11 protein-coding genes are annotated in these 12,214 nt (G+C 35.1%); 5 read left to right on the forward strand and 6 right to left on the reverse strand.

Annotated features, from left to right (window positions below; translation table 11 throughout):
• Positions 1–118: 118 nt before the first annotated feature.
• Both J3U27_RS10740 and J3U27_RS10745 read left to right on the forward strand, forming a co-directional pair.
• Positions 119–565: a LexA family protein gene (locus tag J3U27_RS10740; RefSeq protein WP_267377439.1), complete on the forward strand. Its 447-nt coding sequence runs from the start codon at positions 119–121 to the stop codon at positions 563–565.
• The gene (locus J3U27_RS10745) at positions 562–1,821 is read left to right on the forward strand and encodes a Y-family DNA polymerase (RefSeq protein ID WP_267337567.1); all 1,260 of its coding nucleotides are present in this window, start codon (positions 562–564) and stop codon (positions 1,819–1,821) included. Before J3U27_RS10740 ends, J3U27_RS10745 begins: the two co-directional genes overlap by 4 nt.
• Before the next feature lie 111 nt (positions 1,822–1,932).
• Here the strand turns inward: J3U27_RS10745 and J3U27_RS10750 are convergent, their stop codons facing one another.
• From J3U27_RS10750 to J3U27_RS10760, 3 genes are read right to left on the reverse strand one after another with little or no spacing between them, the layout of a single operon-like run.
• Positions 1,933–3,063, reverse strand: coding sequence for an ABC transporter permease (locus J3U27_RS10750; protein ID WP_065562073.1), 1,131 nt, complete (start codon positions 3,061–3,063; stop codon positions 1,933–1,935).
• Positions 3,064–3,068: 5 nt separating this feature from the next.
• Positions 3,069–5,867: a ribosome-associated ATPase/putative transporter RbbA gene (gene rbbA / locus J3U27_RS10755; protein WP_267377441.1), complete on the reverse strand. Its 2,799-nt coding sequence runs from the start codon at positions 5,865–5,867 to the stop codon at positions 3,069–3,071.
• Positions 5,868–5,880: 13 nt separating this feature from the next.
• Positions 5,881–6,954, reverse strand: a complete 1,074-nt coding sequence (locus J3U27_RS10760; RefSeq protein WP_267331058.1) for an HlyD family secretion protein — start codon at positions 6,952–6,954, stop codon at positions 5,881–5,883.
• 523 nt (positions 6,955–7,477) lie between these two features.
• Here J3U27_RS10760 and argE point away from each other — a divergent pair.
• Positions 7,478–8,635 (forward strand): acetylornithine deacetylase, encoded by a 1,158-nt coding sequence (gene argE, locus J3U27_RS10765; protein WP_267377442.1) that lies wholly within the window; start codon positions 7,478–7,480, stop codon positions 8,633–8,635.
• A 45-nt stretch (positions 8,636–8,680) separates the two neighbouring features.
• On the opposite strand, the gene J3U27_RS10770 is transcribed toward argE, so the two are convergent.
• Entirely contained in the window at positions 8,681–9,028 is a 348-nt protein-coding gene (locus J3U27_RS10770) for a winged helix-turn-helix transcriptional regulator (protein WP_065734086.1), read from the reverse strand.
• A gap of 107 nt (positions 9,029–9,135) precedes the next feature.
• On the opposite strand from J3U27_RS10770, the gene J3U27_RS10775 reads away from it, so the two are divergent.
• Positions 9,136–9,696: an NAD(P)H-dependent oxidoreductase gene (locus J3U27_RS10775; protein ID WP_267377443.1), complete on the forward strand. Its 561-nt coding sequence runs from the start codon at positions 9,136–9,138 to the stop codon at positions 9,694–9,696.
• Positions 9,697–10,215: 519 nt separating this feature from the next.
• Here J3U27_RS10775 and rnz read toward each other — a convergent pair.
• Both rnz and J3U27_RS10785 read right to left on the reverse strand, forming a co-directional pair.
• The gene (gene rnz / locus J3U27_RS10780) at positions 10,216–11,133 is read right to left on the reverse strand and encodes a ribonuclease Z (protein WP_267331056.1); all 918 of its coding nucleotides are present in this window, start codon (positions 11,131–11,133) and stop codon (positions 10,216–10,218) included.
• 6 nt (positions 11,134–11,139) lie between these two features.
• Entirely contained in the window at positions 11,140–11,367 is a 228-nt protein-coding gene (locus J3U27_RS10785) for a YccJ family protein (RefSeq protein ID WP_065562077.1), read from the reverse strand.
• Between the two features lie 76 nt (positions 11,368–11,443).
• Here J3U27_RS10785 and yaaA point away from each other — a divergent pair, with 76 nt between their 5' ends.
• Positions 11,444–12,211 (forward strand): peroxide stress protein YaaA, encoded by a 768-nt coding sequence (yaaA, locus tag J3U27_RS10790; protein ID WP_220226016.1) that lies wholly within the window; start codon positions 11,444–11,446, stop codon positions 12,209–12,211.
• Positions 12,212–12,214 lie beyond the last annotated feature (3 nt).

A 12,214-nucleotide genomic window follows, 5' to 3' on the forward strand; every position in this document is an offset into this window, starting at 1 on the left:
TTTTTACACTCGTTTTTATTGAATTAAGTATTTTATACTGTATATTTATACATATATCTTTTTTTTATGCGAATAGATCTCCGCTATTCGTTTTTTATTGTTTTTTAGGAGTGTTTTCTTGAATAAATATTGTGTTGTTCTTGGGCAAGCTAATAGCTCTCTTGCGACTTATTTGCCTTTAGTTAATACGCCAGTAAGAGCCGGATTTCCCTCACCTGCTGATGATTATTTAGAAACAAAACTAGATTTAACTAGCCATTTAGTTAAGCACCCTAGTGCGACTTATTATATTAAAGCGATTGGTGACTCAATGATTGATTACGGTATTTACAGTGGTGATCTGCTTGTTGTTGACCGATCTTTAGAGCCGAAAATAGATGATATTGTTGTCGCAGCTGTTGACGGCGAACTAACTTGTAAGTGTTTAAGTTTTATTAATGGCGAACATTATTTAGTATCAGGCAATAGACTTTATCCACCTATTTCACTAACAGGGAAAGAAGTCCATATTTGGGGAGTCGTAATACATACGATTCACTCCCTACGAAAGCGAGGACATTCATGATTGGGCTAATTGATTGTAATAATTTTTATGCATCATGTGAACGAGTCTTTAATCCCAAATTAGAAGGAAAACCTATTGGTATCTTATCTAATAATGATGGTTGCGTAATCGCCCGTTCTAATGAATTAAAACCCTTAGTACCAATGGGAATGCCTGCCTACAAAATTGAACCCAAAATTAGAAAAAAAATTAAATTATTGAGTTCTAATTATGAACTTTATGGCGATATGAGTCAGCGGGTATTTGATACCGTTCGTCATTATACTGCAGATATTGAACCTTACTCTATCGATGAAGCATTCATCCATTTAAATGGATTTAACAATGTGTTAACTCATTGTCAAAATTTAAAAACAATAGTAAAGCGTGATACAGGTATCCCGGTGAGTATTGGTATTGCACCAACTCGAACGTTAGCAAAATTAGCTAATCATATCGCCAAAAAACAGCCTATTCATCAAGGTGTTTATTGTTTACCGACTAATCAAGAAGCGATAAAGACGATATTAAAGCAATTCTCAATTGAAGATATATGGGGCGTTGGTTGGCGAATTGCTCAACGGTTAAAAGTATTAGATATTCATACCGCTTGGGACTTACATCAAGCTAATTTAAAACAAATTAGACAGTTATTTTCTGTTGTCCTTGAACGTACAGTACTTGAACTACGTGGTATTAACTGCATTGAATTAGATGATTTATCTACACCTAAAAAAAATATTATGACATCGCGTAGCTTTGGTCATTTAACGAGTGATCTATTTGATATACAAGAAGCAATTCGAGTACATGCAAGCCGTGGTGCAGAAAAACTAAGAAAGCAAAAATCAGTTGCTAGTGCAGTACTGGTCTTTTTAAAGACTAATCGATTTCGGCCAGAATTACCTCAATATAATCCATCAATTGTCGTTCCATTATTGTCAACAACTGATGATTCGAGATTAATCATTCATGCAGCTCAAAAAGGATTACAATCCATTTATAAAAAAGGCTTTTTATTTATGAAATCAGGTGTGATGCTACTTGATCTAAAAGCTAAAGATGATTATTGCCAATCCGATTTATTTATTCCTGACATATCAGAAACGCAAAAAAGTGAACAGCTAATGAAAACAATGGATTACATTAATCAAAAGATGGGAAAAAATACTATTCACTTAGGCGGTATAAGACAAACCGCAGCTTGGCAAATCAAGCGAGATATGCTTAGCCAGCGGTATACAACTCGTTGGGAAGAGTTACCTTTTGCTAAATAGATAATTAATAATAATTTAAACAATGGATATATTTGATCATTTCAAACAAGTATATCCATATTTTTAAGTGCTGAACAAAACCGATTGAATCTTATGTTCAGCACGTTTATTCTAAGAACCCATATTAACAATTGAACTACGAAAGCGTTTAAGCGCAATAAGAAAGAACACACTACCAATAGCTAATAACCAAGCATAAGATGTCCAAACAACACTAAAGCCAGCTCCTCGATACAAAATTGCTTGCCCTAATTCAACAAAATGCGTTGTTGGTGCAAACAGCATGATATTTTGGACCACCTCAGGCATACTTTCACGTGGTGTACTACCACCAGAAAGCATCTGTAAAGGTAGAAGAATTAAAATAAATAGCATGGCAAATTGTGCTGTTGATTTAGCGACAGTAGCCATAAAAATACCAAGTGACGTTGTCACGAATAAATGTAGAGCTGCCCCAATTAAAAACAAGGTAATCGAGCCTTCAATTGGAACATTTAGCCAACCATGAACAACAACTAAGAGTGCCCCCCATGTTGAAACAAGCACGACAAGCCCCATCGACCAAACTTTTGATATCATGATTTGAAGTGGTGTAACTGGCATTGAAAGCAAGTGATCGATAGTACCATGTTCACGCTCCTTCATTAAAGCTGCGCCAGTTAAAATAATCGACAACGTGGTCACAATATTGATGATTTCCATAACGGAACCAAACCAAGAACGGGTCAAGTTTGGATTAAATGCAGCATGAACTTCAATATTCACCGGCAAACTGGTGGGTTTATCGATTTGATTGAAATATTTTGTTATTTCGTTGGTCACAATTTGGGTAATATAACCATTCCCAACAAAAGCCTGCCCCATTCGTGTTGCATCAATATTAAGTTGAATTTCTGGACTTTGATTATTTAACACATCGCGTTGAAAGTTAGGCGGAATATTCAATGCAAAAGTATAACTGTCGGTATCCATTCCACGATCAACTTCATCCATAGAGTTTAGTTTTACCGGTTGGTTAAACATGGGTGGATAAAACGCCGCAATAATTTGTCTGGATAATGGCGAATCATCTTCATCAACTACCGCAATCGACGCATGATGAAGCGAGTCTGAAGTTGCTGTTGCTGCAGTATAGATATCAAGCGTAAAACAGTAGGCAATTAACAGCAACATAATTGGATCACGAATCAATCCCCATAACTCTTTAATGCCTAAGCGATAAATATTAATAAAACTTTGCATAATATCTATCCTTCTTGTTTCTTGAGGAGGAATATACTTGCACCAAGTATAATCGGTATGGTGATCAGCAAGGCAAATATTGAGTTATGTAAATCAAAAAATCCTAATGCCTTATTAAAGACTCCTCGAGCAATAATAAGCATATGGGTTGTTGGATAAACTTCACCAATATATCGTCCACTACCTTCTAAAGATGCAACCGGATTAAGCAAACCAGAAAATTGTATCGCTGGTAACATGGTACCAACACAGGTTAAAAAGATAACCGCAATTTGACTGCGTGTAACTGTCGAAGCAAGTAATCCAAAACCTGTTGCAATAATACAATAAGCTAATCCAGCCAAACACAAAGTCAACAAGCTGCCTTTAATTGGTACGCCAAATATTGTAACCGCCATAAGCAGCAATAATAAAAAGCTAAGCATCGAAATCACAATATATGGAACCTGCTTACCTAATAAAAATTCAGTTTTGGTAACAGGCGTAACATATAAGTTAATTATCGACCCCATCTCTTTTTCACGCACTACGGATAGTGCAGCTAACATCGATGGAATCATTAATAATAAAATAGGAATAACCGCCGGTACCATAGCTTGTAAACTTTTGATATCGGGATTATAACGATATCGAGTTTCGATATTTGCCAATGAACTTGATGTTGTTCCGGTAGTCATTTTAATTTTGTCACTTAACCAAGCAAGATGCATTCCTTGTACATATCCTTTAATCGTATCGGCACGCAAAGGCATTGCACCATCAATCCATATTCCAATACTAACCGGATCACCACGTTGAATATCTCGACCAAAATTTGGTGGAATCTCAATAGCTAATGCTATCTCATTACTTCTCATCCTATGATCCATATCATCATAATCAAGGATTGGCGGTTTCTCGATAAAATAGCGCTTAGATCCAGAAAGATTGGTAATATAATTTTGACTGGTAATAGTTTGATCACGATCTAACACCGCAAAATTTAAATCTTCTACATCCATGGTGATACCATAGCCCATTACCAACATTAAGATAGCTGAACCTAAAAGTGCCAACAAAGCTCGCAATGGATCGCGCGATAGCTCTAAAGTTTCACGCCACATACACCCAATCATACGAGTTAAGCTAAATCCCTGTAGGTGAGCATCTTGCGTTGTACTAGCTTGTTTATTGGTTAAAGTTTTAGGCTCTTCACTTGCTTTTTCATCACTATTGGTATCATCTGCACCAGCATCAACTAAATAACGAATAAAAGCTTCTTCCAGCGTTTTAGCATTTTTGGAATGGATGATATTATCAGGAGTATCACTGGCTAATACTTTACCAGCATGCATGAGTGAAATCCTATCACAGCGTGCCGCCTCATTCATAAAATGGGTAGTAATAAATACCGTAACTTTATCTTTTCGGGAAAGTTCGATAATTAAACGCCAAAAGTCATCCCGAGCAATGGGATCAACCCCGGAAGTCGGTTCATCTAGGATAAGAATCTCAGGATTATGAACCACCGCAACAGATAAAGAAAGTCTTTGCTTAACCCCTAACGGTAGACTATCTGGTAAACTTTTTAATTCATTTTCCAAGCCAAAACGCTTAACTAACTCCTCAACTCTTGCAGGAATTTTGCTTTCTTCAATACCAAATAGACGGGCATGTAAAACTAAGTTTTGTTCAACCGTTAATTCACTGTAAAGCGAAAAAGCCTGAGACATATAACCTAAATGACGTCTAACATTAATATCACTTGCATCAACCGGTTTACCAAATAACCAAGCTTCACCTGAGGATATTGGTAATAACCCTGTTAACATCTTCATCGTTGTGGATTTACCGCAACCATTAGATCCTAAAAAACCAAATATTTCGCCTTGTTTAATTGAAAAGTTAACATGGTCAACCGCAACAAAATCACCAAATTGCTTGGTTAAACCTTTTGCCTCAATCGCCACTTGTAAATCTTTATTTAAATCTAATGGGGGAATTTCAACCGATTCATAACCTTCTCTAGCATCTTCTGGCATTAATTGGATAAAGGCATCATCTAAATTATCTTTACCAGTTTTGGCTAATAATGCTTGAGGCGTGCCTGTTTCAAGAATCTTACCGCCATACATTGCAACCAGCCAATCAAAGTTTTGCGCTTCATCCATATAAGCTGTTGCAACAATCACACTCATTTGTGGTCGTTGTTCACGAATTTTATTGATTAATTGCCAGAATTGCGCGCGAGAAAGAGGATCGACCCCTGTTGTTGGTTCATCAAGAATAAGTAAATCAGGATCATGAATCAAGGCAGAACATAAGCTGACTTTTTGTTTCATCCCTCCAGAAAGGCGACCAGCGGGTCTAGATAAAAAAGGATACAACCCAGTGCTTTTAGTTAACTCATCAATACGACGTCGCCTTTCAGCAGCATCGTTACCAAATAAACGAGCAAAAAATTGCAAATTTTCTTCGACTGAAAGTGTAGGATAAAGGTTTTTCCCTAATCCTTGTGGCATATAAGCAATACGGGTACAGACGTTTTTACGATGGGATTTATCTTTCATGTCACCATCTAAAACGTAAACTAATCCCTCTTGAATGACATGTGCGCCCGCTATTAATGATAATAAGCTAGATTTACCAACACCATCAGGACCAATTAGTCCCACCATACATCTAGGCGGGATGGCAATACTAACATCATTAAGCGCACACGTTTTTTTATAATGTAACGATACATTACTTACATTTACAACAGCATCATCAATGGCCTTACCTTCAGCAAGTAACGTCAAATCCTTTTTATTTGACTCTGACATATGCTATCTCCAATTATTTAGTTTGGCATTTTGCAACATCAGATAAACCTGAAGGCCACTCCGTATTAGGATCTAGTCTTACCCAAGCCACACCAGGAAGGCCGGTTTTAACATGAGTTATATAGCATTTTAACAATTCTGGGCTTAATTGTGCTTTCACTCTAAACATGAGTTTTTGACGTTCATCTTTAGTTTCAACAGTTTTAGGCGTAAATTGCGCAACGCTTGAGACAAATGAAATTTTGGCTGAAATTGCTTTATTGGGTAAAGCATCAAGAACCAATCTTACTTCGTCACCAATTCCGACTTTACCTGCAATTGTTTCTGGTAAAAAGAAAGTTAAATAAACATCTGAAAGATTAACCAGATTTAACACTTTACCGCCTGAAGGTAAAACTTCACCGGGTTGAGCGATTCGATATTGAATACGTCCATCAACAGGCGCAGTTAATGTACTGTCATCAATATCCGCTTGGATTTGATTAATATTAGCTTGCGCTACGTTTATAGCTGATTTAGCACTTTCTACTCCGGCTTGTGCAGCTTCAATGGCTGCATCGGCAGCGGTAACTTGTGATTTAGCAGAGTCTAATGCTGCTTTTGCACTATTTACTTTAGCGGTATCATCATCAAATTGTTGAACTGAAATTGCCCCTTTTTGATAAAGGGCTTTTGTTCGTTCTAAATGCTTATTGGCAATATCTAAATCACTTTCTCTTTGAGTAACGCCAGCTAAAGCAGCCACTTTGTCACTCATTTTTAAGGCAACTTGAGCTCTAGATGTTGCTTCATTACTCAAGGCTTGTCGATATTGTGCTTGAGCTTCATTTAACTGAGCTTGTAATGTATCTGTTTGCATAACAACTAAAGGTTGACCCGCCTTAACAAAATCACCCTCATCAACATTAATTTTTTCAATTCTACCGGCTAACTTGGCTGAGATATTGATTTCAGTTGCTTCGATACGTCCATTACCGCTAGTAAAATCTGAACCATATCCATCAGGCTTAAATTGTTGCCATAAGATAAATCCAATAGCAACAACTACAACTGCGATAATAATCCATTTTTTATTTATTTGTTTCATGAATAACACCTATTCTAAAGTAACAATTTATAATAAATATTAACGAAAAATTTAACCGTTATAATCTATTTATTTTCAATTTACGCATAATAGCAAATGTTTTTTACAAATAGAATCGACTCTAAATGTAAACGCAGTAAATGCTAAAAATCAGTAAATTACTATTGGGAAAAGTTAGCATTAGAAAATCATCACCATTAATCACTCTAATTCGATCTAAAAAAGTGTTATCACAGCTAATAAATTCTTTTATAACGCATCAATATCGATCTCAACTTTAAATGGAAAGTGATGTACATTCACTAAAATGGCAACCTAAAATAATTTAATCTTCACTTTCTATTATTTTATAAGTGATTAATAATTAATTTTTTAATTCATGCTGATATAAAATAAGCTATCATGTAAACCATTTTGAATTATCGTATTTTGAATCTTAGTATTTTGCATTCTAGTATTAACGCAAAGCGCATTGAACAAAGAATGATGAAAACTAAACGTTATTATTTAATAAGGTGAATTTATGGCAATCCCCTCTTTTTTGACAATTTATAATGAATTGATATCCACTCCAACTATTAGTAATGTCACCAACGAAAAATTGGATTATTCCAATAAACCTTTAATAGACAAATTAGCGACATGGTTTGCGGATTTAGGATTTAATGTTGATGTTCAAGCCGTCCCTAACACACGTCATAAATTCAATATGCTGGCAACTTATTCAAATAGTGAAAATAAAAGCCAAGGAGGTCTATTACTAAGTGGCCATACCGATACGGTTCCTTTTGATGATGGGCAATGGAGCAAAGATCCATTTAAGTTAACCGAAGATAATAACAAACTTTACGGACTAGGCACGGCCGATATGAAAGGATTTTTTGCTTTTATTCTAGATGCTTTGCGAGATATTGATCTAAAAAAACTCACCAAACCAATTTATGTACTAGCTACCGCAGATGAAGAAACCTCAATGGCTGGTGCATCATTTTTTGCCAAACAAACTCAATTAAAACCTGATTGCACCATAATTGGCGAGCCTACTTCACTAATTCCTATACGAGCACATAAAGGGTTTATTTCCAATTCAATAAAAGTGATAGGAAAATCAGGTCACTCAAGCGATCCAGACAAAGGTATTAATGCTATAGAAATTATGCATTTAGTCATTGAACGTCTATTAATCCTTAAACAAAAATTCAAAGAACAATATCATAATGAAGGCTTTAGTGTCCCCTATCCAACTCTGAATTTAGGTGTGATTCATGGCGGTGATGCTGCAAACCGAATATGCGGATGTTGTGAATTAATTATTGATATAAGAGTATTGCCTGATAATGATGTTGACTCGATCTATAACGCATTATGTGAAACATTAAAACCCGTCATGGATAAATACCCTAATCGTATTTCAGTAGAATATGAAGTATCACCCATTCCAGGATACGAATGTAAAAAAGATCACCCCGCATTGCAACACATTGAAAATTTAGTGGGTCATCAAGCACAAACTGTCAATTACAGTACTGAAGCGCCTTATTTAAATCAAATTGCGCCAACCATAGTTTTAGGTCCTGGCTCTATTGAACAAGCTCATCAACCAGACGAGTTTATTTCAATGGACTTTATAAAACCAACAAAATTAACGATAGAAAATTTGATCAAAGATTTCTGTCTTTAATCATATAAAAACGCCGACATCGTCGGCGAATGAAATTGCTTTAAATTAGGATAATTTGTCATCTTTATGGTTATTTCCCCATTGGCAAAGCATATCTAAAATCGGTACCAAAGATTTACCTCGGTCTAATAACCCATATTCCACTTTAGGGGGAATTTGCGGATATTCTTTTCTGAAAATCAATTTATCCCTTTCCATCTCTTTTAAAGTATTACTTAGCGTTTTAAATGAAATGTCATTAATACTTCGTTTAAGTTCATTAAATCGCATTGATGGTTGATTTTCGTTTAACCAATAAAGAATAACAATCTTGTACTTTCCTCGAATCATTGAGAGTGTGTAATTAAATCCACTATTCTCAAAATGATCTTCGGCACAATGATGATTTTCCATGTTTACACTCTCCCTAAAGATAGTACATAACTGTAATTACCGTACTTTAAAAATAATTGTATCAATACTATGATGACTCAATTATAAATAGATAAGAGATATTTACAATGAAACGGACTTTAGTGATTATTGCTCACCCAGATTTAGCTTCTTCAAATGTTAACCGATGCTGGTTTAATAAATTAAATCAATATCATGATCAAATAACCTTACATGATCTTTATTCACACTACCCCTCACGTAAAATAGATCCGAGTTTTGAGCAAAACTTAATTGAAAATCATCAAAACTTAGTTATTCAATTTCCAATATATTGGTTTAATTGCCCGCCATTATTAAAACAGTGGCTGGATGAGGTTATGACTTATGGTTGGGCATTTGGTTCTTCAGGAAACAAATTAAAAAATAAAAAAGTAGGATTAGCGGTTTCGGCGGGGATAAAGGAAGCTGATTACTGCGAATCTGGACATTATAAATATACGCTCGAGCAAATTCTAAGACCATTCGAATTAACAATGAATTATGTTCAAGCTGATTATCAGCCCATTTTTGCGATTTATGGCGCGAATAATGAGCCAGATTACCCAGATAAAATCACAAAAAACGATATAGAAAAAAGTGCCGATAATTATGTAAATTGGATGAAAAAATTAGGGATATTAATTTAGAATTTATCACTAAACTTTCTTAATACACCTAATTAAGAAATATCCTTGGCTAAAAGATAGTAAATATAGCGCATTTTATTCAAGATCTCCCAAGGAGATTTATTAATCTTATTCTGTATAGAAAAATAAGACGGTATAGACTCCTTGATATTTTTTACAAAATCGAGGCTCTCGAAAATTAATTATCTTTTTAACAAAGGATGTTAACTCATACAGAATCAGCTAACCGACAAAATTGGCTTATCATACTATATTTGAAAAAAAGTGACGGTATAGACTCCTCAATATTTTTTACAAAATCTTGGCTTTTTAAGAAGAATTATTTTTTTACGAAGGAAGCTAACTCATACAAAATTAAATAACCGACAAAATTGGCTCATCATACTATATTTGAAAAAAAGCGACGGTATAGACTCCTCAATATTTTTTACAAAATTGAGGCTTTTTAAGATGAATTATTTTTTACGAAGGAAGCTAACTTATACAAAATCAACTAGCCGACAAGATCGGCTCATTTTACTATACTTCAAAAGTAGCAAAGTCAGTTGCGATTTCAGTGGACGCAAAAATATTCCTAGCCTCACTGACTAATTTTGTTTTGTCATTCAAGCTATAGCGAGGACTAATATGCGTAATAATAAGGCGCCTTGCATCAGCTTGTTTGGCAATAGTTGCCGCGTGTACAGTTGTGGAATGTCCTCGTTCAAGCGCCTTTTCTTCAAGAGCTTGCTCTTGGGTTGCTTCATGGATTAACAAATCGACATCCTGAGCTAAATCAATTGAAGCCTGACAAGGAATGGTATCGCCTAAAATAGCAATTTTTTTACCTTTTCTAATGGTTTCTAGATAGTCCTTACCATGAATAATCCTACCATCTTCTAACGTAACGGTTCGACCTTCTTTTAAATCACGATAAAAAGAACCAATGTGAATGTTATCCTTTTTTAACTTATCAATGTCCAATGACGCTGGCAGATCTTTTTCAATAATCCGATACCCAAAACACGGAACACGATGCGCTAATAATTTGGCTTCAACGCGAAACTTATTATCCTCAAAAACCAAACCATCTTGCTCAAGTTCAATAATATTTAAAGGATAAGTCAGCCAAGAATAACTAATATCAATAACAGTTTGAATAAATTGCTTAATGCCTTTTGGACCAACTAAGGTCAATGGCGATTGGTTTTGCATCAAAGAACGAGTGGTTAACACGCCAGGTAAACCAAACAGATGATCACCATGTAAATGTGTCAAAAAAATCATCTCTAATTTAGCCAGACTAAATTTGGCCTTTTGCATTTGCATTTGAGTCGCTTCACCGCAATCAAAAAGCCATAAACGCCCTCTTTCCTGCCGGAGATCAAGCATAATACTGCTAACATTGCGTTCAGCTGTTGGTGACCCAGCACTCGTTCCTAAAAAAGTTAATTTCATAAAAGATTAAACGTTTTTGCGCTCAATGGTTTGTTCACCCCAGAAGAGTTTGTCTGCTTTAGTTTTGGAAAAAGCGAGTTTTAAGACTTCATCGCTACCTTCTTCCCAAATTTGCTCAGCGAGTTTTTCATCATTTTTAGCTAATTCAAAAATAGCTTCAGCTATCTCAATAGAAGTTTCACGAATGCTGGCCCAAGATCGAATTTCATGTATTTCTTTTTTGGTACTATTCATATTTGTTCTCCTTATTTGCTAAGATTAGATGTAAAATAAACCCAATTGGTACAAAACACAATAGGTGGTATTTTTTATGCTAACAATTATTTCTCCATCCAAAACGCTTGATTATCAAACTCCTTTAATTACCAAACAACATAGCTTACCCGAATTTTTAGAATCGACTAAACAACTTATTGATATTTGTAAAAAACTTAGCAGTGATGACTTGGCTAAATTAATGTCGATCAGCCCAAAACTTGCCACTACCAATTATGAACGTTTTCAGAACTGGCATACTGACTTTAATTTTGATAATGCAAGGCAAGCTATTTTGGCTTTTAAAGGTGATGTTTATGAGGGGTTGCATGTTGAAGATTTTAATGATGCCGATCTAAAATTTGCGCAATCTCATTTACGCATTCTATCAGGATTATATGGCTTGTTACGACCACTTGATTTAATTCAACCCTACCGTCTAGAGATGGGTATTCGCCTTAAAAATGGTAATAATACTAATCTATATCAATTTTGGGGGGATAAGTTAACAGAGTGTTTAAATCACGAGTTGGCAAAATCAACCAATCCAACGTTAATTAATTTAGCTTCTAATGAATATTTCAAAGCAATTAAACAACTCAAAGCGAAGGTTATTCAACCCATCTTTTTAGATAAAAGTAAAAATGATTATAAAGTGATCAGCTTTTATGCTAAAAAAGCACGAGGTTTAATGAGTCGATTTATTATAAAAAATAGCATTAATAACAGTGACGATATTAAAAGTTTTAATTTAGAAGGCTACCAATTTGATTCAAAACGCTCAACTGAATTAGAATGGTACTTCACCCGAAATCACGCATAAAAG

It is taken from the genome of Gilliamella sp. B2911 (genome assembly GCF_026536965.1).
GTDB lineage: Bacteria > Pseudomonadota > Gammaproteobacteria > Enterobacterales > Orbaceae > Gilliamella > Gilliamella apicola_E.